We start from the raw sequence: 21778 nt of genomic DNA, 5'->3' as shown, positions 1-21778 counted from the left end.
CGCGATCTGCCGGACCAACGTCCTGCGATAACCCTCCGGCATCCAGTCACGCGGCTCGATCCGCTGGTCCCGCGCGATCGTCACCTCGAAGTGCTGCCGGAGGGCGTCCTCGGCGGGCGGGGTCCCTTCGGTGCCCCGGGACGGCGCCCCGGCGGAGTCTGTCGTCGTCATCGATACCAGCTTCCCAACCGACCATTCGTTCGGTACCAGTGTGACGCGATTCGAGCGGTCGGGCAAGACCCTCACGCCCTCCTCGCACCCCCGGCGACTCCTTGACAGGCGCCGACACGGCTGGGTTACATGACCATGACGCACAGCAACCGAATGGTCGGTCGGCTCACCCATCGGTGAGCGCGAAGGAGTCGCGATGAGCACCCTGGGCGAACCCCTCCCCCGCGACCTCCTGGACAGCGGCGAACGGCTCACCCCGGAAGACCTGCGCGGCCTGCAACTGAACCGGTTGCGGGCCACGCTGCGGCACGCCTACGACAACGTGGAGCTGTACCGGAAGAAGTTCGACGCGGCCGGAGTCGGCCCCGACGACTGTCGCTCGCTCGGCGACCTCGCCCGGTTCCCCTTCACCACGAAGGCCGATCTCCGCGACACCTACCCCTTCGGCATGTTCGCCGTGCCCATGGCCGACGTGCGACGCGTCCACGCCTCCAGCGGCACCACGGGGCGGCCCACGGTGGTCGGCTACACGGAGAACGACCTGTCGGTGTGGGCGGACGTGGTCGCTCGCTCGATCCGGGCCGCCGGCGGCCGTCCAGGGCACAAGGTGCACATCTCCTACGGGTACGGACTGTTCACCGGCGGCCTCGGCGCGCACTACGGGGCCGAGCGCGCCGGATGCACGGTGATCCCGGCCTCCGGCGGCATGACCGCCCGCCAGGTGCAGCTCATCCAGGACTTCCGCCCCGAGATCATCATGGTGACCCCGTCCTACATGCTCACACTGCTCGACGAGTTCGAGAAGCAGGGGATCGACCCGCGCAGCAGCTCCCTGAAGGTGGGCATCTTCGGGGCCGAGCCGTGGACGGAGGAGATGCGCCGGGAGATCGAGGAGCGGGCGGACCTCCACGCCGTGGACATATACGGGCTCTCCGAGGTGATCGGCCCCGGTGTCGCCCAGGAGTGCGTGGAGACCAAGGACGGTCTGCACATCTGGGAGGACCACTTCTACCCGGAGGTCGTCGATCCGCTGACGGACACCGTCCTGCCCGAGGGCGAGGAGGGCGAGATCGTCTTCACGTCCCTCACCAAGGAGGCCCTCCCGATCATCCGCTACCGCACCCGTGACCTGACCCGGTTGCTGCCCGGCACCGCCCGCCCCGCCTTCCGCCGGATGCGCAAGGTCACCGGCCGCTGCGACGACATGATCATCCTGCGCGGAGTGAACGTGTTCCCCAGCCAGATCGAGGAGATCGTGCTGCGGACGCCCGCCGTGGCCCCGCACTTCCAGATCCGGTTGACGCGCCGGGGCCACCTGGACCACATGACGGTCAGGGTGGAGGCCCGGCCGGACACCGCCGCGGAGCAGCGGGCCTCGGCGGCTTCGGCGATCGCCCGGGCCGTCAAGGACGGTGTGGGCGTCACGGTGGAGGTGACGATCGTCGACCCGGAGACCCTGGAACGCTCGGTCGGCAAACTGAAGCGGGTGCAGGACCTCCGCGACGCCGAGGTCTGACCCCCGCGCCCTGTCAGGGGGACGGGGAACTGCGCGATCAGCCCCCGTCGGCCCGCAGGTCGCGCAGCCGCCAGGCCCGCGCCACCAGATCGTCCGGCACCGACTCGATGTGCTCGACCCGGTGTGTCCTCGACCAATACGTCGTCGGCTCGGCCCTGGACCTCGCCGCCTTCGAGCTGGCCCTCGACCGTTTCCTCGCACCCGCGCGGCACCGGCTGGAGACGCGCGCGAAGGTGGGCCGGAGCGGGCCGGGCCGGCCGGGCCGGGGCCGGGCGGCGTACGGGAAAACTCCCGTGCGTCGATTCGCACACCTCTGCGATCATCCGGGAATGGCGCAGAGTCTCGAATCGCTGATCGTCCGGCACACGCACCGTCTGCCCGTGCCGAAGGGTTCCGCCGGTGACGGCGCGGCCGCCGCGCGGCAGTTCGACGCCGCGTTGATGGACGTGGGCTTCAAGCTCTCGGCCGAGCTGCTGGAGAGGCTGTCGGGGCTCTCCGGGGCCGCCGTCGTGCACACCGCCCGGCGGACCCTGCGCACGGTCGCCGAGATGGTCGGCGACCACGTCCGGCACAACTCCTACTTCATCGACTTCCCCGCCGGCGTCCCGAGCACCGAGGAGTTCTGGACGCGGTGCGTGGCGCGGGCCCTCGGCGACGAGAAGGCGCGCGAGGGCGTGCTGACCCAGCTGGCGAACGGGGTGCTGGACCTGCTCAGCCTCCCCACGTACGGCCGGTACCAGCACACCTACGAGGAGATGCTCGCCGCGCAGGACGAGCTGATCGCGTCGGCGGGCGACCGGGTCACCGTGCTGCACCTGGGCCGGGACCTGGACGACGAACTCACCGATCTGTATCTGGCCCTGGCGGGCAGCACGACCCCGCTCGGCGAGGACGACCTGCGCGACCTCGGCATCCTCGCGGAGCGGTGCGCGCTCGGCCCCCAGCCGGAGCGGATCCCGGTGCGGGAGAACCGGGCCGTCGTCAACCAGGCACGGCTCGCCGCCGGCGCGGACCTGCTCCTCGACACCGTCACCGATGTGCTGCGGCTGGCCGCGGCGCTGTCGGGCGGCGACGTGACGCTCCAGGAGCCGACCCGGTTCCGGTCGCTGTCGCGTCCGGTGCGCCGGGCGCTGCTCGCGGGCCTCGACGCCGTGGTCGCGGCGAGCCCCGCGAAGCTCGCCGACGTGCACGCCCACCGGGAGCCCTTCAAGCGGCTCGGCGAGCGCCTCCACCCGCACGAGTACCCCCGCTGGCCCCACGCCGCCGACGTCTTCGCGGTCGCGCGGGGCGAGAAGGAGGCGCGGTCCTTCGACAGCCGCGTGGAGCAGGCGCTCGACGCGTTCGACGTGCGCGGTGCGGCGCGGCTGCTGGAGTCCGCCCCCGGCAAGCTGTTCCGCGCCCTGGACCTGCTGCTGCGCGTGGCCGCCGACCAGGCGGAGCGGGACGCGGTGGTGGCCGCCGCGGTGCGGGTCGCGCCCGAGGTCTCCGGCCGGGTCGTGCTCTCGGTGCGCGAGCACTTCCACAACCGGGAGCGGGAGAGCGACGAGCTCCGTGTCTTCGTCAACCGCCGGGGCCGCGCCTGGGTGACCCCCGACGTCCGGCCGCCGGTACCGGCCGCCGACCGTGACCGGCTGGTCGCCGCGCTCGACGAGGAGCTGCGCCGCCGGCTCCCGGTGCCGGGCCGGCTGCTGCTCGACCCCGACGTCCTGGACGTGGCGCTCCCGCTCAGCGGCCGGGCGACGGCGGCCGGGCTCGGTGTGCTGCCGCGGGGGTCGGTCTCGGAGGTGGAGGGCGAACGGCTGCGCTTCTTCGTGTACTGGAAGCAGACCGAGCACCGCACCGACTACGACCTCTCGGCGCTGCTCCTGCACAGCGACTACAGCACCGACTCCTGGCTCTCCTACACCTCCCTCACCGCTGTCGGGGGCCGGCACTCGGGCGATGTCACCGAGGCGCCCGACGGTGCCTCGGAGTTCATCGAGCTGAGCCTGGACCGGGTGCGCGGCACGTTCATCGTGCCGCAGGTCAACATCTACGCGGGCGAGGGCTTCGAGGAGGTCGAGGAGTCGTTCTTCGGGTTCATGGTGCGCGAGGGAGCGCAGCAGGGCCGGCCGTTCGAGCCGCGCACGGTGCGGATGAAGTCGGAGCTGCGCGGCGTGGGCAGGGTGGCCCTGCCGCTGGTGTTCCGGCGCGGGGAGGACGGCCGGTGGCACGCCAAGTGGCTGCACCTCTACCTGAAGGGCATCGCGTCGGCCAACCGGGTCGAGGAGAACCAGGCGTCCGTGTCCAGGCTGGTGCGGGCCGTCGTGGAGCGCGAGCAGCTGACGGTGGGGTATCTGGTCGACCTGATGACGCGTGAGGCCACGGTCGTGGACCTGTGGGACGGCGGGTCGGTGCCGGACGAGCCCGTGACGTACATCGGTCTCGAACGGCCCGAGGGGCTGCACCCGGACTCCCGGGTCGTCACCCTCGAAAATCTGCGCGACCTGGTGCCGGGCTGAGTGCTAGCGTGGCCTGCGGCGAGGCCATGAAGGGGCTTCCTTCTCATTCACTCCAAATGAAACCGAGTTCCTTCGCTCTCCTCGCCCTCCGCTTCCACCGGGAGGCGCCCGCGCGGCGCCTCCCGGTGGTGTGTGTGCGGCCGCCGCGACGCGGCGCACCGGGGTGACTCACTTCCCCAGGGCCGTCCGCGCCGCCGCCAGGGCCTGTTCCGCGTAGCCCCGGCCGAAGAGGACCGTGTGCACCAGCAGCGGGAAGAGCTGGTGGAGGCCGACGCGGTCCTGCCAGCCGTCGGCGAGGGGGGCCGCCTCCTGGTAGCCGTCCAGGACGTGGGCCAGGTGGGGGCAGCCGAAGAGCGCCAGCATCGCCAGGTCGGTCTCGCGGTGGCCGCCGTGCGCGGCCGGGTCGATGAGGTGGGCGTGGCCGTCGGCGCCCCACAGGACGTTGCCGTTCCAGAGGTCGCCGTGCAGCCGGGCGGGCGGCTCGGCGGGGCCGGCCAGGTCCGGCAGCCGGGCGCAGACCTCCTCGATCGGGCCGGCCTCGGCGGGGCGGATGACGCGGTCGTCGACCGCGCGGCGCAGATACGGCAGGACGCGGTGCTCGGCGTACCAGGCGGGCCAGTCGCCGCCGGGGACGTTCCGCAGGGGCGCGCGTCCGATGTACGCGTCCGCGGGGCCGCCCGGCGGTGGGGCGCCGAAGGCGGGCGCGCCGGCGCGGTGCAGGGCGGCGAGTCCGGCGCCGAGGCGGGCCGCCGCCCCGGCACTCGGTGCCCCTTGCCGCACCAGGTCGATCACCAGGCGGTTCCCGTCGTGGCCGTGGACCGTCGGGACGCGGACCGCGTCCGCCTCGGCGAGCCAGCGCAGTCCGGCCGCCTCGGCCCGGGCCGCGCCGGGGCCGTCGCCCAGCTTGACGAGGACCTTCCGGCCGTCGTCGAGGGCGACCTCGGTGAGCGAGCCGGACAGCCGGCGTGCACCGGTCGCCGTACGGCCGGTGAGCCGGGCCGCCAGGGCACTCGGTGCCGTGCGCTCGGCCACGGCGAACCACCTCCCGATCCGATCTCCTCAGGCGCTCCACAGGATCCCGCAGAGGCGGGGTGTGGCACCGGTGAAATCTCCTACCCATGTCTTGACATGCAAACGAAACGCTCCGTAGCTTGGCCGATCATTTAGATTCGTGAAGCACGTTCACGGATATGAACAGCCGGGCGGACGGCCCGGAGGAACAACGGAGTGTGCCGATGGGCGTTCGCCGACGAAGTCGCCGCCTGGCCGCCATGATCACCGTCGCGGGACTCACGTTCGGGGCGGCGGCCTGCGGACCGGGATCCGACAGCGCCGGAAGCGCTGACCCGAACACGCTGGAGGTCTGGACCCGGAGCAACCCGGACCCGGCCGCCACGTACGAGCGGGTGTTCGCCGCTTTCACCGCCAAGACCGGCATCAAGATCGACTATCAGCCGGTCATCAACTTCGACCAGCAGCTCCAGAGCCGGGCGTCCACCAAGGACCTCCCGGACGTGATGATCAACGACACGGCGCTGATGGGCAGTTACCAGGGCCAGGGCCTGCTGAAGCCGATCGGTCCGGCCTCGATCGACGGCCACGACCACATCACCGACAAGACCTGGGCCTCCACCGTGGGCATCGACGGCCGGCACTACGGCATCCCGTACTCCCGCCAGGCCCAGACCCTGATGATCCGTTCGGACTGGCTGCGCAGGCTCGGGCTGAAGGCGCCGACCACCTGGGCGGAGATGCTCTCCGTGGCGAAGGCCTTCGCCGAGCGCGACCCGGACGGCAACGGCAAGAGGGACACCTACGGCATGGTCGTCCCCGGCAGCGCCCAGAACGGCTACGCCGCCTGGTGGGGCGCCAGCTTCCTCTGGTCCGGCGGCGCGAAGATCATCGAGAGGGACGGCACGGGCTACCGCCCCGCCATGGGCTCGGCCGCCGCCGTACGCACCGTCACCTGGATGAAGGACAACCTCTTCTGCGGTGACAACGGTGTCATCCAGCCCGGCGCCATCAGCGCCGTCACCGGCACCGCCACCAACTTCCAGGACGGCAACGCCGGGATGTACCTCACCGGCCCGTACAACATCGCCACCTACGACACCACGCCCGGCAAGGACACGTACGAAGTCGTCCCCTTCCCGGCGGGCCCGGCCGGGTCCACCGTGCTGGCCGACGGCGAGAACATCTACTTCGGCGCACGGACCGGCAAGACGAAGCAGGAACGGGCGCTCGCCGCCTTCCTGATCTCCCCCGAGGGCCAGCGCCTCGCCATGACGGGCAAGAACCAGCCCGTGGTCCGCATCCCCGTCAACACGACGCTCGACGCGGCCCAGGTGCGCGACGACCCGCGCTGGAGCGTCGTGCAGAAGGCCTACGAGGACGCCTCCGAGCAGTTCCCCAACGCGCCCGACTTCGCCCCGATCAAACAGGACACCGCCGACGCGCTCAACGCGGTCTTCACCTACTGCGGCAGCGATGTCGGCGCCGGGCTCAAGGAACTCGACGACACCCTCGCCGGCGACCTCAAGGACCAGGACCTGCTGAAATGACCACCGCGACCACCGCGACCACCCCGTCCGCCGTCGCGCCCGACCGGCGCGGAGGCCTCACCCGGCGGCTCTTCCGCAGGAAGACCGTCCTCCCGTGGCTGTTCCTGGCCCCCGGCCTGCTGCTCGCCCTCGTCTTCAAGTTCCTGCCGATGGGCAAGGGCATCTGGCTCAGCTTCTTCGACGTGCGGCCGTTCCTCGGCGACAAGTGGGTCGGCCTCGACAACTACACCCGGGTCCTGACCGACCACCGCTTCCAGGACGCGGTCGGCCACACCCTGCTCCTCGGCATCGGGCAGTCGCTCGGCGCGATCGCCGTCGGCTTCCTCCTGGCGCTGCTCCTGGAGGGCCAGGCCCGCTCGCTGAAGCTCATCCGCACGGCCGTCTTCCTGCCGGTCGTCACCGCGACCGCCGTCGTCGGCGAGCTGTGGCGGCTGATGTACCACCCCACCTCCGACGGCCTGGTGAACAGCGCCCTCGGCTTCCTCGGCCTCGGCCCGACCCCGTTCCTCGACAACCCGGACACCGCGCTGTGGGCCACGATGGTCATGGGCATCTGGATGACCGCCCCCTACAACATGGTGATCATCCTCGCCGGACTCGCGGGCGTGGACCGCACGCTGTACGAGGCCGCCGCGATGGACGGGGTGTCGCTGTGGCAGCGGCTGCGGTACGTCACCCTGCCGGCGATCCGCCCGGCCCTCGGCATCGTCCTCACCCTGGCCGCCATCCGCGGTCTGCGGGTCTTCACCGAGGTGTACGTCCTCACGGGCGGCGGCCCGGCCGGGTCCACCGAGGTCTGGATGACCCGGGCCTACACCCTCGGTTTCACCCGCAACGACATCGGCGGCGCGTCGGCGGCCTCCGTCGTCCTCCTCGCGGTGACGCTGCTGCTCACCGTCTCCGTCAACCACTTCCGCAAGAGGGGAGACGCGCGATGAGCGCACCCGCCCTCGACCCCGTCCGGACGCCGTCGTCCGACGAGGCCGTCGTCTCGTCCGGGAGAACCGCCGAGCGGGCCCGGGCGACGCCCGCCCGCTTCGACACCGCGCTCGGCTGGAACGACCGCCCCGGCGTCTCCTGGGTCCTGCGGATCCTGCTGTGCGCGCTGGCGCTCGGCATCTTCGCCGCGCCCTTCCTGACGATCGTCTCGGGCGCCCTGAGCACCCACCCCAGCGGCTCGTCGCTGACGTTCGTCCCGCACGACAGCACGCTGCTCAACCTCCGGGTGGCCGGGGAGCGCGGCATCTGGGACTACTTCACCAACTCGCTCGTCATAGCGGGCGGCGGACTGCTCCTGCAGCTCGCGGTGTGCGTGCTCGCGGCGTACGCGCTGGCCCGGCACCGCTTCCGCGGCCAAGCCCTGGTCATGACCCTGTTCATGCTGACGATGATGCTCCCCGAGGAGGTCATCGCGATCCCGCTGTCGCTGGTCCTCGGCCACGTCCCGGTGGTCGGCATCGACCTGAAGGGCACCGTCTGGGGCGTCATCCTGCCGCTCGGTGCCTGGGGCTTCTCGGTGATGCTGCTGACCGAGTTCATGAAGGACATCCCCGGCGAGATCGAGGAGGCCGCACGCCTCGACGGTGTCGGCGAGCTGCGGATGCTGTGGCAGGTCGTCCTGCCGCTGTGCAAGCCCGCGCTCGGTGTGGCGGGGGTGCTCGGCTTCATCATGATCTGGGACCAGTACCTGCTGCCGCTGATCGCCGCGAAGGACCCGACCGACTACACGGTCACCGTGGCCCTGTCCATCCTGCGCACCGACCCCGAGGTCGGTTCGGGCGTCGTCCTCGCCGGCGCGGTCATCGCCCTCGTCCCCAGTCTGATCGTCTATCTGCTTCTCCAGCGCTCGCTGGTCACCGGCATCGCCGCCGGCGCCACCAAGGGCTGACCCGACCCCCACATTCGAGGGAGACATGAAGTTCCAAGGAGTGCTGTTCTTTCCGGTCACACCGTTCGCTCCGGACGGTTCGGTGGATGAGGAACGGCTCGCACAGCACATCGAGGCGGGGGTCGCGGCCGGGGCCGGCGGCGTGTTCGTCGCCTGCGGCACCGGCGAGTTCCACGCGCTGACGCCCGAGGAGATCGAGCGGGCCACCCGGGTCGCGGTGACGGCCACGGCCGGGCGGGTCCCGGTCCTGTCCGCCGCCGGTGGCCCACCGCCGGTCGCCCGCGACCAGGCCGCCCGCGTCGAACGCGCCGGCGCCGACGGCATCCTGCTGCTGCCGCCGTATCTGGTGAGCGCGCCGCAGCAGGGCCTGGTCCGGTACGTGCGGGAGGTCACGGACGCCACAGCCCTGCCGGTCGTCTTCTACCAGCGCGGGACCGCCCGTCTCACCCCGGACACCGCCGCCGAGATCGCCGCGCTGCCCGGAGTGGTCGGCCTCAAGGACGGCATCGGAGACATCGAACGCATGCACCGCGTCGTCCGCGCGGTACGGGCCGTGCCGGGCACGGAGGACTTCCAGTTCTTCAACGGGCTGCCCACCGCCGAGATGACCGCACCCGCCTACCGAGGCATCGGCGTCGGCCTCTACTCCTCCGCCGTGTTCGCCTTCGCCCCGGAGATCGCCCTCGCCTTCCACCGGGCCCTCGCCGAGCACGACGAGACGCTGGTCGCCACGCTCCTCGACGAGTTCTACGGCCCGCTCGTGGAGCTGCGCGACGAGGTGCCCGGTTACGCCGTGGCGTTGATCAAGGCCGGGGTGACCCTGCGCGGGCTCGACGTCGGCGGCGTACGGGCGCCGTTGGTCGATCCGACGCCGGAGCACGTGGCCCGGCTCGCGAAACTGATCGACCACGGGCTGGGGGTGGTGGGCGCATGACCGGCACGCCCGGCACCCGGATCCGCGAGCTGATCGTCACCCCGATCGCCTTCCGCGACCCGCCGCTGCTGAACTCCAACGGCGTCCACGAGCCCCTCGCGCTGCGGACCGTCCTCCAACTCGTGCTGGAGGACGGCACGGTGGGGCTCGGCGAGTCGACGGGCGGCACCGTCCGCCTGGAGCGGCTCGACATCGCCGCGAAGGCGGTGGTCGGTCTGGACGTCTTCGACACGACCGCCGTCACGGCCGCGATCGACACCGCCCTGCGGCCCACCGTGCCCGGCTCCCACGAGCGCGGCTGGACCACCTCGGCGGTCGAGGTCGCCTGTCTCGACGCGCAGGGCAGACTGCTCGGCCGCCCGGTCAGCGACCTGCTCGGCGGCCGGGTCCGCGACACCGTGCCGTTCGCCGCGTACCTCTTCTACAAGTGGGCCGAACACCCCGCCCTCGACGGCCGCCCGGCGATCGGCGACGACTGGGGCGAGGCCCTCGACCCGGCCGGAGTCGTCGCACAGGCCCGGCTGATGCAACAGCGGTACGGCTTCCGGTCGTTCAAGCTGAAGGGAGGTGTCTTCCCGCCGGACGAGGAGATCGCCGCCGTGGAGGCGCTGGCGGAGGCCTTCCCCGGGCAGCCCCTGCGTCTGGACCCCAACACTGCCTGGACGGTGGAGACCTCGAAGTACGTCGCGCGCCGGCTGGCCGGCGTGCTGGAGTACCTGGAGGACCCAACCGCCGGCATCCCCGGTATGGCGGAGGTGGCCGAGGAGTCGCCGATGCCGCTCGCGACCAATATGTGCGTGGTGGCCTGGGAGCATCTGAGGCCGGCCGTCGAGCGGAACGCCGTGCAGGTGCTGCTCACCGACCACCACTACTGGGGAGGGCTGCGCCGCACCCGTGAACTGGCCGCCGTCTGCGAGGCGTTCGGGCTCGCGCTGTCCATGCACTCCAACTCGCACCTCGGCATCAGCCTGGCCGCGATGACCCATGTCGCGGCCGCCATCCCGAATCTCGACCACTCCTGCGACACGCACTACCCGTGGAACTCGGCGGACGACGTGATCGTGCCGGGCGTGCTGGAGTTCCGGGACGGGGAGATCGCGGTGCCGACAGGGCCCGGGCTGGGCGTGGAGCTGGACCACGACGCCCTCGACCGGCTGCACCGGCTGTACGTCGACTCGGGGATGCGCTCCCGCGACGACACCGGGTACATGCGCCGGATCCAGCCGGGGTACGAGCTGCGCCTGCCGCGCTGGTGAGCCGGCCGGGGCGGAGACACCGGTGAACCGCCGCTGATCAGGGGCCGCCTTCGGGCGGCCCCTGATCGTGTCGGCGGGGCGTGCGCCCTGCTCACCACCCGCCTCGTGCGCCCTTCGCGCCGGTCGTGGGAGGTGGGCGACGGGCGTGGAAGCGCGGCTCCGCCGGTGCTCTGCCTCAGTCGTTGGTTTCCGCATCCCCGGGAGGCGAAGCCGCCCCTTTCACGCGGTGCCCGACCGCCACCCCGCCTGTTTGGCTTGACCTGCGACACACGCCGCCCAGCCGCGTGTCCCCCCTCTCTTCGCCGCCTCGCCGACGTCCTTCGTCTCGGAATCCTCTCGGAATCCGCCCATGGCCACGTCGTACGCGCGCCACCCGAGTCCCCTGTCTCGTCTCGACCGCATCCGGCGTCCGCCCCTGTCCGGGCGCGCCCTCGTACGTCCCGCACGTCCGCTCAACCCCTCGGGAGGGAATGTGACCGCCCCCGTAAGCTCCTCGGAAAGCACACCCGAGCCCGCCGACGAGCAGCACTTCACCAGTCTCAGCACCCGGGCCGCGCGGCAGCTCGCGACGACCACCAAGTCCGAACCACAGATGCAGGCCATCACCTCGCGCTGGCTGCTCAGGACACTGCCGTGGGTGGACGTCAAGGGCGGCACCTATCGGGTCAACCGCCGGCTCCAGCTGCGGATCGGGCGCGGCCGGGTGCAGTTCGACCAGAACGGCGCCGACGACGTCAAGGTCATCCCGGAGACCCTGACCGAACTCCCGGCGCTGCGCGGCTACTCCGACCTCCCGGCCCTCAGGGAGGTCTCCGCCCGCTTCCGGGTGCGGGAGGTGCGCGCCGGCCAGGTGCTGGTGGACGCGGGGCAGCCGGTGACCGAGGCGTATCTCGTGGTGCACGGCAGGTTCACCCGGTACACCACCGGCAAGTACGGCGAGGAGGAGGTCCTCGGCGTCATCAGCGACGGCGACGGGCTGGGAGACGAGGCCATCGGACACGCCGACCCGCTCTGGCTCAGCTCGGTGCGGGCCGAGACGGCCGGGGTGGTGCTGGCGCTCAACTGGGACGTGCTGATGGCGTTCGTGGAGCGCACGCCCTCCCTCGCGGCCCAGTTCGAGGTCTTCGCCGAGCAGCAGCGCAAGCCGATGAACCGCAAGGGCGAGGCGGATGTCCCCCTGGAGGCCGGTCATGTGGGCGAGCTGACGCTGCCGGGTGGCTTCGTCGACTACGACCTCGCGCCCCGCGAGTACGAACTCTCCCTCACCCAGACCGTGTTGCGGGTCCACACCCGGGTCGCGGACCTCTACAACCACCCGATGGACCAGACGGAGCAGCAACTCCGCCTGACCATCGAGGAGATCCGCGAACGCCAGGAGTGGGAGCTGGTCAACAACCGTGAGTTCGGGCTGCTGCACAACATCGACTACGGCCAGCGCATCAGCACCTTCTCCGGGCCGCCGACCCCCGACGACCTGGACGAACTGCTGTCGATGCGCCGCAAGACGCGCCTCTATCTGGCCCATCCGAAGGCGATCGCGGCGTTCTTCCGGCAGTGCAACCGGCGGGGCCTGGTGCCCGGCACGGTGAACGTCGAAGGCCACGAGATGCCGGCCTGGCGCGGGGTGCCGCTCCTCCCGTGCAGCAAGATCCCGATCACCCCGCAGCACACCACGAGCATCATCGCGCTGCGCACGGGCGAGAAGGACCAGGGGGTCGTCGGGCTGCACCAGACGGGGATCCCCGAGGAGTACGAGCCCTCCCTCAACGTGCGCTTCATGGGCGTCGACACCACGGCGATCATGAGCTATCTGGTCACCGCCTACTACTCGATGGCCGTCCTGGTGCCCGACGCGGCCGGGATCCTGGAGAACGTGCAGGTGGGGTGGATGCCGGAATGAACGAGCCGTCCATGGCCGCAGTGCCCTCCCGCGACAGTCGGCCGCCGGAACCGCCGGGTTCCGCGCGTCCGGGGCTGCCGGGGCCTGCAAGTGTCCCGCGTACGGGGCTGCCGGGCCCTCCGAGTAGCGCCCGTACGGGACTGCCGGGCCCTCCGAGTACCGCCCGTACGGGGCTGCCGGGTCCGGCCAGTCCCGTGCGGGCGCGGCAGGCCCGGCGGTCGGGCGTTGTTCCCGGGCTGCGGTACCAGCCGGCCATGCCCGCCGATCCGGCGCGGGTCGCGGAGGTGGACCGCCTGCTGGAGACCTGGGCGGAGCGCCTCGACCTGTTCCCCCGGGAGTGGCGGGGGCAGTTCGCCCGCTTCGGCCTGGGCCGGGCGATCGTGCTGGCGCATCCGGGCGGGGCCGGCCTCGACCACCTGACGGCCGCCGGGAAGCTGCTGCTCGCGGAGCATCTGGTCGACAACGTCTACTGCGAGGTCGACGAGGGCAAGGGCGGCTCGCCGCGCGGTCTCGGTGCCCGGCTGCTGGCGGCCCAGTCGGCGCTCGACCCGCTGCACAGCACCCCGGGGGCGGAGGAGCGGTGGAGGCGGGGCGTACGGGCCGACGGTCCGCTGCGGTCGTACCACTTCGCGCTGCGCGACTACGCCGCCCTCGCCACGCCCAGCCAGACCGACCGGCTCCTGCACGACCTCGCCCGGTTGCATCTGGGCTACCTCGGTGAGGCGGCCTGGGCCGAGACGGACCATGTGCCGCAGGTCTGGGAGTACCTGGTGATGCGGCAGTTCAACAACTTCCGGCCCTGTCTGTCGGTGGTCGACGCGGTGGACGGCTGGGAGCTGCCGGAGCCCCTCTACGCCCGGCCCGAGGTGCAGCGGATCACCGCGCTGGCCGGGAACGCGGCCACGATCGTCAACGACCTGTACTCCTTCACCAGGGAGCTGTCGAACGACGCGGGCCATCTCAATCTGCCCGTCGTCATCGCCGCGAACGAGCGGTGCGGGCTGAGGGCCGCGTATCTGGAGGCCGTCGAGATCCACAACCGGATCATGGAGGCGTTCGAGGAGGAGTCCGCGGCGCTGTCCGCGAGCTCACCGCCGGTGGGGCGCTATGCCGCCGGTCTCGCGGCCTGGATGGCGGGAAACCACGAATGGCACGCCACCCACACCGACCGCTACAGCCTGCCCGACTATTGGTAGCGCGTCCCGTCCCGAAGGGGCTTCGCCCCTTCGCCCCCCACACGTCCGTCCGGTGGGGCTTCTCGCGCAGTTCCCCGCGCCCCTGAAAGGCCTGGGGGCGGGAAGGGCAAGGGGCGGCGGGGGCGCGGAAAACGCCGGAGCGAATTGCCGGGCGGGGGTTCCGGGGGCAGCCTGGAAGGAGGAGGGCTCTCGGGGCGCCGGCAGAAGGGCGCGACGCCATGCCCTCGGTCAGACATCTCGCCCGGGAGACCGGCCGTGTCCCACGGTCGTGGCCCCCGGCCGGAGCACGGCGGGCACGGCGGATCGCCGGACGGTTCAGGACCGCGCTCAGCGCCAACTCGGCCGTCGTGCCGCTCGCCGTCGCGTTGGTCGTCCTCGCCGTGACGGGGGTGATCCAGGACCTCTCCGAGGCCGGCCCGGCGCCTCGGAGTCGGGCGCCGACGTGGGTGTCGACGGTTTCCAGCGTCTGGTGGACGGTCTGGAGAGCTACCAGCGCTTCCAGCGCGAAGGCCTGCCGCACCATCTCGACGCGGCAGGGGAGCACTTCCGCGCCGCTCTCTCGCACAGCCCCGGCTACGCCGCCGCCTATCACGACCTCGGGCTCGTCTACCGCGAACACCGGCGCATCCGCACTGACATCGGGCTCCGGGCCTCGGCCGTGGTGCGCAGCGCGGCCACGCTGATGTGGCAGAAGGCCGTCACCCTCGACCCGACGCTCGCCCCGCCCGCATCCAGCTCGCCAGAGCCGCGCTCGAACAGGCCGAGCAACCCCGACGTCGAGGCCCCGAAAATGGCCGTCGCCGCACGGCGGCCGTGCCGAGGCCGACGATCGTGGCGCGACCGGCGGCCATGCCGAGGCCGACGGCCATGGCGGGACCGACGGGGGCCATCGTGGCGAAGCCGACCGCGTGGTGCGGCACCGGTCCGGAGGAAGCCCTTCATGCTGCGCTGGGCGCGGGCCTTGGCCCATGCCCGGGAGGCGCAGCAGCATTTCGACGAGGGCGGGCTGCGGGAGGCACTGGACGAGATCGCGTCGCTACGGGCCGCTCCGGGCGCCCGCGCTCCCGAAATCGCCCTGGCGGCACGGGAGATCGGGGTGTTGCAGGGCGCGCTCGCCGGACTGATCCGGCCCTCCGACCGGCCGCGTCACCACTGGGCGGTGGCGGTCGAGGAGTTGGCCCGCGCGGTCCGCGAGGGCCTGCCGGCGGGGCTGGAGGCACCGCCGCAGTGGAACGTCGATCTGGGCGACGCGTTCGCTGCCCTCGGCGACTCGCTGTCCGACGCCGACCACCGGGAGTCGGCCGCGGAGCACTACCGGCGGGCCGGCGGGCAGTACGACGCGGTCCTGGACCGGCCGCCGAAGACCGTGTGCCCCCGCTACCGTTCGGGGTGCCGGGGCCATGAGCGGCTGACGGAGCTGTCCGCCGAGCCTTCGGACCTGCCCACCCGGGCACGGGCCCTGGCGGGGCGCGCCACGGTGTACGTACCGCAGGGGCGGGCCGGCGACGCCGTGCGGGAGTGCCGGGACGCGCTGAAGCCGGCGCCGTTGTATGCGTATCCCCGGTTCACGCTGGCGCGGCTGTACCGCGACCAGCGGGCCCAGTACGACCTGGCGGAGCAGAACTGCTGCGGCTGATCGAGCTGCTCCCGGCCGGGGAGCAGCGGGATTTGGCGCGCCTCGAACTGGCCGTCACCCATCGCCGGCGGGCGGAGACCACGCAGGGCGACGAGCGTGCCGGACTGCTGGAGCGGGCGCGGGAGGAGTTGGTCGACGCCACGCTGGAGGCGTCGCTGAGCGCGGACCTGGAGGCCCGGATGCACGAGGAGCTGGCCGACGTCCTCGATCTGCTGGGCCGTTCGGACGACGCGATCGTCGCACTGCGCTCGTGAAGAGTGCGCGGCAGGTGCTGGAGCCCGGCCGGATGGCCCTGTGCGAGGACGCCTGCGGTTGGGTCGCCTATCGCCAGGGGCGTCTGGAGGAGGCCGTCGACCTCCTCCAGGACGCCGTCGAGCACTCCGGCGGCCATGCCTCTCAGTGGGCCCACCTCGCCCTGGCCCTCGAAGCGCGTGACGATCCCGAGGGCGTGGACCGGGCCCGCGACGTCTGGCAGCAGATCGCCGAGCAGTCCCCCCACGGCGAGACGGCGGACCAGGCCCGCCGCCACCTCACCGCCGCGTCCCCGTGAGGCCGGCCGCGCTCACGCCCCGGTCGTCGGCTCGTGGCCCGGGGGTGGGGGTCATGGTTCCGAGGTCTCGGATTCGAGGGCGGCGCGGGTGGTCTCGCCGTACACGCCCGACTCGTCCTCCAGCAGGACACGGGTCAGCTGGTAGCCGCGGACCGCGCTCTCGACCTCGCGGTCGTAGTCGCCGTCGGCGTCGCCGTTGTAGAGGCCGGCCTGGCGGAGCCGGAGCTGGAGTTCGGTGACCTCCGCGCCCCGGTCGCCGAGCCCGAGGACGGGCGGCGGCCCGTCGGGGGCGGTCGGCGCGGGGGCCGCCGTCACGGTGGTGTCGCTGCCGGAGGGGGCCCTGGTCGGGCCGGCCGACGGGGTGGGAGTGGTCCGGGTCGGGGTCGGGGCGGCCTCCGGCGAGGCGCTCGCGGTGCCGGACGGGGACGCCGTGGAGCCCGTGGGGGACGGGGTCGCCGACCGCGACGCCTCCTGGGCGCCCGCCGCCTCGGGAAGGCCGCCCCTGATGTCGTCGGTGCCGGAGCCGTCGCGCGAGGGAGCCTCGTACGAGAAGAGGCCTCCGATGATCCCGCCCGTCACCAGGACGGCGGCCGCGGCGGCGCCCACTCCCGCGGCCAGCGCGACCCTGCGCCGCCGCCGACCACCCGGGGCGGGCCCGTCCGAGAGCTGTGCGTCGTCCGCGGTGGACGCGTCGCGCGCGACGGGCTCCCCCGCCCCGACCCGTTCGTCGGCGACGTCCCGTTCATCGGCCAGGTCCTGCTCGCCGGCCGGCGCCTCGGCCTCCTCCGCGGCCCCACGCGGCCCGCCCTCCATGTGCGGTGTGCCGTGCGGCTCGCCGTCGCCTCCGACCTGGACGAACGGGCGTATGCGTACCGGGTCGAAGTCCTCCACGGCCTCGGCCTGTGCCGCCCGGACGTCCCGGTGAGCCTCCGACGCGAGGCGGCCGCAGGAACAGGCCGGGGTGCCGTCCGCCGCCCGGGGCGTCGCGCATCGTGGGCAGACGGGGGCTGTCGGTTCACTCACGCGCGGTCTCTCTTCGAACGGGTTTTCAGAATTCAAACAGATCTTCTCCACGGAATCGCCAAGAATTGCTTGAAACCCGAACCAGGGAGTGAGGCTGACTCAAGTCCCGCCACAGAACGGCGCGTTCACGCCCATGAGGACTTCTTGCGTCGGGTCTGGTGCACGACCCGGCCTTCGGTGTGTCATGCCTCTGACATCAAACGCGCCGCGCCCGGTGTGCCCGGAGTGGAAGGAACCCCGTGAGTCAGAGCCGTCCCCGCCCCCGTCCCCGTTCCCGCCCGCGTGTCCGCGCCCGCGCCCTCGGCGCGGTCGCCGCGCTGGCGCTCGGCGTGCCCGTCGCGTTCCCGGGCCCCGCCACGGCGGCCGTCCCCACGTACGCGGTGTACCTACAGAACTCCGTCACCGGCCTCAACGCGGCGGACAGCGGCGGTACGGTCGCCGCGCACAACCCCAAGGGCAACGAGGACCACCAGCAGTGGACGCCCGTCGCGGTCTCCGGTGGCCACCAGCTGCGCAGCGCCGACCGGTCGGGGATCTGCCTGGGCCGCGGCGGCACCTCCGCGGTGACCGCGGACTGCGGAGCGGACGGCACCACGTGGACGGTCACCGAGGCCGGGAACGGCACGTACACCATCGGCGTACCGGGCACCTCGCAGTACCTGACGGGTACGTCCTCCGACGCCTCCCTCGTACAGCTCGGATCCAGCGGCTCCTACGCCCGCTGGCACCTCACCCCGGTCTCCTACGCGACGTCGGCCATGCCCTCCGCCGACACCCGCACCCTCGACCAGGTCTCCTTCCTCACCTCGCACAACGCCTACGCGAACGGCGCCGACGGCGACTTCGCCTCGTTCCCCGTCAGCCTCTTCCCCAACCAGGCGCGCGGCGTGAGCCAACAACTCACCGACGGGGTCCGGGGGTTCATGCTGGACGCCTACACCGTGTCGGGGCGGGCGATGCTCTGCCACAACAGCTGTGACGGGGTGAGCAGTCCGGTCCCGCTGGCCACCGACCTCCAGCGGATGGTCACTTTCCTCAAGGCCAACCCGGGCCAGTTCGTCACTGTCTTCCTGGAGGACTACACCTCCTCCGACGTGCTCAAGTCGTCGCTGGCCGACGTGAGCGGCCTGTCCGACGTGCTGTACCGCCCGGACCAGGAGGGGGTGGCGACGAGCGGCTGGCCGAGGATGGCGGACCTCGCGGCCCGGGGCAAGCAGCTGCTGATCTTCAGCGACCGCACCCGCGCGAGCGACACCTCCGCCGGGTACGTCACCCGTGACACCTTCGGCGTGATGTACCAGCGCGAGTGGACCGTCGAGAACTACTGGTCCATGGGCGGCGGGCTCGGCGGCTCCGACTGGTCCTGCTACAGCCGCTGGGGCACGGCCAGACCGCTCACCACGGAGTCGTCCGCCTTCCGTCCTCTGTTCGTGATGAACCACTTCCGCGACTACACGATCAGCGGCACGGCGGAGACGGACAACGCCAAACTGGGCAACCGGGCGCAGAACTTCTGCACCCCGGCCGCGCGCAAGAAGCCCAACTACCTCGCCGTGGACCGCTACGAGCTGGGTTCACCGTCACCGCTCACGACCGTCGGGAACCTCAACACGTACGTCCTCACGCCCGGCCAGTAGCCGCCGGGTCAGCCGCGCGCCCACCCTGCGGGGCGCCGAGCGCATGTCCCGCAGGACGGGCAGATGGCTCCGGGAGAGCTTCGCGCGCTCGCCGCCGCCCGCGATCAGGGCGTTGACCGACGCCATCGGGTCGGCGCCGGCCGTCCGCGCCACCAGCGCCCCGACCACCAGCGGCAGCAGCACCACCGCGAGGGCCGAACCGGTGGCGGTGGCCGTTGCGGTGACCTGGCGGAGGGGGCGTGGGCGCGAGGTGTGCGTGTCCATGACGACAGTGCATCACCGGGCCGGGGCGCCGGGCATCCGACCACATACTCAGTCGCCCCGTCCGAGATACTCAGGGCGCCCGGTACCGCCTGTCGCCGGGACGCGGCGGCATGAAACACCGATGGAGGGCCGCGCGGGTGCGCGACGGCCCTCCATCGGTCCACCGGTTCACCGGGTCAGAACTTCTTGAGTCTGTACGCCTTGTTCACGGTCGGTTCGAAGGTCGACGCCCGGTCGGCGCCCTTGACCCTGAGGCTGACATATCCGTGCCCGTTGCGGTCGATGTGCTCGGCGGGCAGCGTGGCGAGCGCCGGATGCGCTGTCAGCGCCCGGTTCTCGCTCACCGGCACCCGCCGCCAGGTCGCACCGCCGCCGAAGGACGCCTCGACGGTCAGCGCACGCACCGTGCCCCGCGCCTGGTCCCCCGTCCGCCGGATCGTGAACGGCACGGCCACCGTACGGCCGTCCGCCGTCCGCCGCCCGCGACCACCGGTCGACCGGCGGCGCGAAGCTCACCCCGGTCAGGGGCAACGCGGCCGTCCGTCCGTCGGCGACCCGCCCCGAGTTCATCCCGCCGGAGGGAACGTCCACACCCCCTCGACCTCGGTGCTCACGTTGTTCCACCGGGAGCGGTCGGCGTGGGCTCTGAGCGTGTACGCGCCGGTGTCCGCCGGCACGTCCCAGGCGGCGAGCGCGGTGTCGCGCGGGAACTCCTCGGCACCGTCCCGGCTCTTGGCGAGCTGCCGGCCGTCGCGGCTGAGGGTGTAGGTGCAGTCGGCGTAGAGGTCGTCGTAGGTGAACAGGTGCCGCGGGTCCGAGTCGCCGTCCAGCGGCAGGTCCACGGTGACGGTGTCGCCGGTCCGGGTGAGCTGCCGGCCGTCGGCCGCGAGCGCGGGAGTGCCCGCCGGACGGTTCCAGTGCTCGGTGCGGGGACCCGGCCGGAAGACCTGGGGCTCGGTGAACAGCGCACGGTGTTCGAGCGGGTCGAGGCCGTCCGCGTTCTGCCGGCTCCACCGCAGTTCCTGCGCCCAGGCGACGCCCTTCGACGCGGTGAAGAACTCGGTTCGGGTGCCCGGCGAGGGAACGTTGACGCGGCGTCCGCCGGCCGGGACGCCCCGCACGGTCGCGATGGCGGACTTCGCCTTCAGCGGGAAGGGCCGGTCGAAGGCCCCGGACTGCTCGGCCGCGGTGCAACGCGCCTCCGTACGCGCGAGCCCGGCGTCCCGGACCCGTCCGGTGAGGTCGGCGGGGACACGGCCCTCACGGAAGGCGGTGAGGTGGTACACCGGCCCGGTGGCCGTGGGGCAGGAGTAGACGCCGTCGTCGGGGGCGCCGTCGGGCACCTTGTCGTACACATAGCCCTCGGCGAGGTCCTCACGGAAGTACGCCGTGTACCGGGCGTCCCCGGCGCGGGTGGTGGACGGCGCCACCCAGTGGTCCGGCGCCCGGTGCCGGAGCTCCTTTCCAGAAGGGTCAACTCCCTCTGGCCGCACGGGAATCAGGCCACTGGGCGCACGCATCTTGACTCGTGATTGACAAGAGTGGCATGTTCCCCTGGGAGCGCTCCCATCTCACCAGGGAAGGGAACAACATGCGCAGCACCCGCCACTCCTCCTCACGGATCCCTCCGCTGCTCGGCCTCCTCCTGGCCGCGCTGCTCCTCCCCGTCACGATGGCCCTCGCGCCGCCGGCCACCGCGGCCACGGCGCGGGAGACGGCCGCGGACCCGGTGCGCGTCATGCCGCTGGGCGACTCCATCACCGGCTCGCCCGGCTGCTGGAGGGCCGTTCTGTGGAACCGCTTGCAGAACGCCGGCTACACGGACGTCGACTTCGTCGGCACGCTGGGCCCCCAGGGCTGCGGACAGCCGCACGACGGCGACAACGAGGGCCACGGCGGTGAACTCGTCACCAACGTGGCCGACCAGAACCTGCTGCCGGGACGACTCGCCGCGACCCTTCCGGACATCGTTGTCATGCACTTCGGCACGAACGATGTCTGGAGCAGCATCTCCCCCGACCGCATCCTCGCCGCCTACACCAAGCTCGTCGGGCAGATGCGGGCCTCCAACCCCGACATGAAGATCCTGGTCGCGCAGATCATCCCCATGAATCCCGGCAGTTGCACGGGCTGCGCGCAGCGCGTCGTCGACTTCAACGCGCGGATCCCGGCCTGGGCACAGGCGACGACCACCAGCCGTTCGCCGGTGACCGTGGTCGACCAGTGGACGGGCTTCGACACGGCCGCCGACACCTATGACGGAGTGCACCCGAACGCCGCCGGTGACGACAAGATCGCCGCTCGCTGGTATCCGGCGCTGAGCGCGCTGCTGGAGCCGGGAGACCCGGGCGATCCCGGTGACCCGGGCAACGGTTCGTGCGCGGCGGCCTTCCGCGCCACCAACGTCTGGCAGGGCGGCTACCAGGGCGAGGTGACGGTGACCAACACGTCCGCCTCCGCCGTCCCGGGCTGGACCGCGGCCGTCCGACTGGCCGGCGGGGCCCGGCTGACCCAGGTCTGGAACGGAACGCTGGGCTCGGCCGCCGACGGGACGGCCACCGTCTCCGACGCCGGCTGGAACGGCACGCTCGCTCCGGGCGCCCGCGCCACGTTCGGCTTCATCGCCGAGACCCCGTCGACGACCGGGACGCCGTCGGCGACCGTCACCTGCACGGTGCGGACCGCCGCCGCTCCGTGACGGCCGTGCCCGTCGGACGCCCCTCCGCACGACACGCCCGGCCCCGC

The 21778-nt window shown here is 72.3% G+C and carries 19 protein-coding genes and 1 pseudogene; 14 read left to right on the top strand and 6 right to left on the bottom strand.

The annotated features are described in order from the left end of the window. Positions 1-171: pseudogene (locus ACZ52C_RS39775) on the bottom strand (1,2-phenylacetyl-CoA epoxidase subunit PaaA); the annotation flags it as partial. Positions 172-367: 196 nt separating this feature from the next. Here ACZ52C_RS39775 and paaK point away from each other — a divergent pair. Both paaK and ACZ52C_RS39765 read left to right on the top strand, forming a co-directional pair. Further along, positions 368-1687 carry a phenylacetate--CoA ligase PaaK gene (gene paaK / locus ACZ52C_RS39770; protein ID WP_469079410.1) on the top strand — a complete coding sequence of 440 codons (1320 nt, stop codon included), beginning with the start codon at positions 368-370 and terminating at the stop codon, positions 1685-1687. A 329-nt stretch (positions 1688-2016) separates the two neighbouring features. After that, positions 2017-4188 (top strand): TerD family protein, encoded by a 2172-nt coding sequence (locus tag ACZ52C_RS39765; RefSeq protein WP_469079415.1) that lies wholly within the window; start codon positions 2017-2019, stop codon positions 4186-4188. 168 nt (positions 4189-4356) lie between these two features. Here the strand turns inward: ACZ52C_RS39765 and ACZ52C_RS39760 are convergent, their stop codons facing one another. Further along, the gene (locus ACZ52C_RS39760) at positions 4357-5220 is read right to left on the bottom strand and encodes a fructosamine kinase family protein (RefSeq protein WP_469079409.1); all 864 of its coding nucleotides are present in this window, start codon (positions 5218-5220) and stop codon (positions 4357-4359) included. 203 nt (positions 5221-5423) lie between these two features. On the opposite strand from ACZ52C_RS39760, the gene ACZ52C_RS39755 reads away from it, so the two are divergent. From ACZ52C_RS39755 to ACZ52C_RS39710, 10 genes are all read left to right on the top strand, one after another. After that, positions 5424-6749, top strand: coding sequence for a sugar ABC transporter substrate-binding protein (locus ACZ52C_RS39755; RefSeq protein WP_469079408.1), 1326 nt, complete (start codon positions 5424-5426; stop codon positions 6747-6749). Next, complete coding sequence (locus ACZ52C_RS39750; protein ID WP_469079407.1) at positions 6746-7687, top strand: carbohydrate ABC transporter permease; 942 nt, start codon at positions 6746-6748, stop codon at positions 7685-7687. The genes ACZ52C_RS39755 and ACZ52C_RS39750 overlap by 4 nt, the downstream gene beginning before the upstream one ends. After that, positions 7684-8637 (top strand): carbohydrate ABC transporter permease, encoded by a 954-nt coding sequence (locus ACZ52C_RS39745; RefSeq protein WP_469079406.1) that lies wholly within the window; start codon positions 7684-7686, stop codon positions 8635-8637. Before ACZ52C_RS39750 ends, ACZ52C_RS39745 begins: the two co-directional genes overlap by 4 nt. A gap of 25 nt (positions 8638-8662) precedes the next feature. Beyond that, the gene (locus tag ACZ52C_RS39740) at positions 8663-9571 is read left to right on the top strand and encodes a 5-dehydro-4-deoxyglucarate dehydratase (RefSeq protein ID WP_469079405.1); all 909 of its coding nucleotides are present in this window, start codon (positions 8663-8665) and stop codon (positions 9569-9571) included. Beyond that, the gene (locus tag ACZ52C_RS39735) at positions 9568-10827 is read left to right on the top strand and encodes a glucarate dehydratase family protein (protein WP_469079404.1); all 1260 of its coding nucleotides are present in this window, start codon (positions 9568-9570) and stop codon (positions 10825-10827) included. Before ACZ52C_RS39740 ends, ACZ52C_RS39735 begins: the two co-directional genes overlap by 4 nt. A 472-nt stretch (positions 10828-11299) precedes the next feature. Continuing rightward, positions 11300-12727, top strand: coding sequence for a family 2B encapsulin nanocompartment shell protein (locus ACZ52C_RS39730; protein ID WP_469079403.1), 1428 nt, complete (start codon positions 11300-11302; stop codon positions 12725-12727). A 140-nt stretch (positions 12728-12867) separates the two neighbouring features. After that, complete coding sequence (locus ACZ52C_RS39725) at positions 12868-13923, top strand: family 2 encapsulin nanocompartment cargo protein terpene cyclase (protein ID WP_469079414.1); 1056 nt, start codon at positions 12868-12870, stop codon at positions 13921-13923. A 442-nt stretch (positions 13924-14365) separates the two neighbouring features. Beyond that, complete coding sequence (locus tag ACZ52C_RS39720; RefSeq protein ID WP_469079402.1) at positions 14366-15559, top strand: hypothetical protein; 1194 nt, start codon at positions 14366-14368, stop codon at positions 15557-15559. Positions 15560-15591: 32 nt separating this feature from the next. After that, the gene (locus tag ACZ52C_RS39715; RefSeq protein WP_469079401.1) at positions 15592-15813 is read left to right on the top strand and encodes a hypothetical protein; all 222 of its coding nucleotides are present in this window, start codon (positions 15592-15594) and stop codon (positions 15811-15813) included. Next, entirely contained in the window at positions 15810-16109 is a 300-nt protein-coding gene (locus ACZ52C_RS39710; RefSeq protein WP_469079400.1) for a tetratricopeptide repeat protein, read from the top strand. Before ACZ52C_RS39715 ends, ACZ52C_RS39710 begins: the two co-directional genes overlap by 4 nt. A gap of 51 nt (positions 16110-16160) precedes the next feature. Here ACZ52C_RS39710 and ACZ52C_RS39705 read toward each other — a convergent pair whose 3' ends face one another. Then, a complete protein-coding gene (locus tag ACZ52C_RS39705) occupies positions 16161-17132 on the bottom strand; it encodes a peptidoglycan-binding domain-containing protein (protein ID WP_469079399.1) in 972 nt (323 codons plus the stop codon). A 239-nt stretch (positions 17133-17371) separates the two neighbouring features. On the opposite strand from ACZ52C_RS39705, the gene ACZ52C_RS39700 reads away from it, so the two are divergent. After that, positions 17372-18769 (top strand): RICIN domain-containing protein, encoded by a 1398-nt coding sequence (locus tag ACZ52C_RS39700; protein ID WP_469079398.1) that lies wholly within the window; start codon positions 17372-17374, stop codon positions 18767-18769. On the opposite strand, the gene ACZ52C_RS39695 is transcribed toward ACZ52C_RS39700, so the two are convergent. From ACZ52C_RS39695 to ACZ52C_RS39685, 3 genes are all read right to left on the bottom strand, one after another. After that, a complete protein-coding gene (locus ACZ52C_RS39695) occupies positions 18713-19033 on the bottom strand; it encodes a hypothetical protein (RefSeq protein WP_469079397.1) in 321 nt (106 codons plus the stop codon). The two genes, ACZ52C_RS39700 and ACZ52C_RS39695, sit on opposite strands and share 57 nt — an antisense overlap. Before the next feature lie 176 nt (positions 19034-19209). Then, a complete protein-coding gene (locus ACZ52C_RS39690) occupies positions 19210-19482 on the bottom strand; it encodes a hypothetical protein (RefSeq protein ID WP_469079396.1) in 273 nt (90 codons plus the stop codon). A 117-nt stretch (positions 19483-19599) separates the two neighbouring features. Continuing rightward, positions 19600-20463, bottom strand: coding sequence for a hypothetical protein (locus tag ACZ52C_RS39685; protein WP_469079395.1), 864 nt, complete (start codon positions 20461-20463; stop codon positions 19600-19602). 161 nt (positions 20464-20624) lie between these two features. On the opposite strand from ACZ52C_RS39685, the gene ACZ52C_RS39680 reads away from it, so the two are divergent. Then, positions 20625-21731: a GDSL-type esterase/lipase family protein gene (locus ACZ52C_RS39680; RefSeq protein ID WP_469079394.1), complete on the top strand. Its 1107-nt coding sequence runs from the start codon at positions 20625-20627 to the stop codon at positions 21729-21731. Positions 21732-21778 lie beyond the last annotated feature (47 nt).

It is taken from the genome of Streptomyces sp. NPDC034049, from assembly GCF_055575575.1.
This window is presented reverse-complemented; position numbering and strand designations above follow the sequence as displayed.

Excerpts from the sequence above, each read along its gene's own strand:
- paaK (WP_469079410.1), top strand. The coding sequence starts at position 368 with ATGAGCACCCTGGGCGAACCCCTCCCCCGCGACCTCCTGGACAGCGGC.
- ACZ52C_RS39765 (WP_469079415.1), top strand. The coding sequence starts at position 2,017 with ATGGCGCAGAGTCTCGAATCGCTGATCGTCCGGCACACGCACCGTCTG.
- ACZ52C_RS39755 (WP_469079408.1), top strand. The coding sequence starts at position 5,424 with ATGGGCGTTCGCCGACGAAGTCGCCGCCTGGCCGCCATGATCACCGTC.
- ACZ52C_RS39750 (WP_469079407.1), top strand. The coding sequence starts at position 6,746 with ATGACCACCGCGACCACCGCGACCACCCCGTCCGCCGTCGCGCCCGAC.
- ACZ52C_RS39745 (WP_469079406.1), top strand. The coding sequence starts at position 7,684 with ATGAGCGCACCCGCCCTCGACCCCGTCCGGACGCCGTCGTCCGACGAG.
- ACZ52C_RS39740 (WP_469079405.1), top strand. The coding sequence starts at position 8,663 with ATGAAGTTCCAAGGAGTGCTGTTCTTTCCGGTCACACCGTTCGCTCCG.
- ACZ52C_RS39735 (WP_469079404.1), top strand. The coding sequence starts at position 9,568 with ATGACCGGCACGCCCGGCACCCGGATCCGCGAGCTGATCGTCACCCCG.
- ACZ52C_RS39695 (WP_469079397.1), bottom strand. The coding sequence starts at position 19,033 with ATGGACACGCACACCTCGCGCCCACGCCCCCTCCGCCAGGTCACCGCA.
- ACZ52C_RS39680 (WP_469079394.1), top strand. The coding sequence starts at position 20,625 with ATGCGCAGCACCCGCCACTCCTCCTCACGGATCCCTCCGCTGCTCGGC.